This is a genomic window from Carboxydocella sp. ULO1 (genome assembly GCF_002049255.1).
Lineage (GTDB): Bacteria > Bacillota.
This window is the reverse complement of sequence record NZ_BDLQ01000167.1, coordinates 1-221: the sequence shown is the minus strand read 5'-3', so window position 1 is coordinate 221 and position 221 is coordinate 1. Positions and strand designations below refer to the sequence as shown.

Annotated in this window: 1 rRNA gene; it reads left to right on the top strand. The window is 58.4% G+C overall.

Features of this window, described 5'->3' with window-relative positions:
- Positions 1-221, top strand: a 23S ribosomal RNA gene (locus ULO1_RS14410); the annotation flags it as partial.

The window sequence follows — 221 nt, the reverse complement described above, 5'->3', positions numbered from 1 at the left end:
AAGGCAGGTGAGAATCCTGCCCGCCGAAAACCTGAGGTTTCCTGGGGAAGGCTCGTCCGCCCAGGGTAAGTCGGGACCTAAGCCGAGGCCGAAGAGGCGTAGGTGATGGACAATCGGTTGAAAATCCGATACCACCATACAACCGATATTACGAAGGGGTGACGCAGGAGGCTAGGGAGAGCCGGTGAATGGAAGGACCGGTCCAAGCCCGTAGGGAGTGA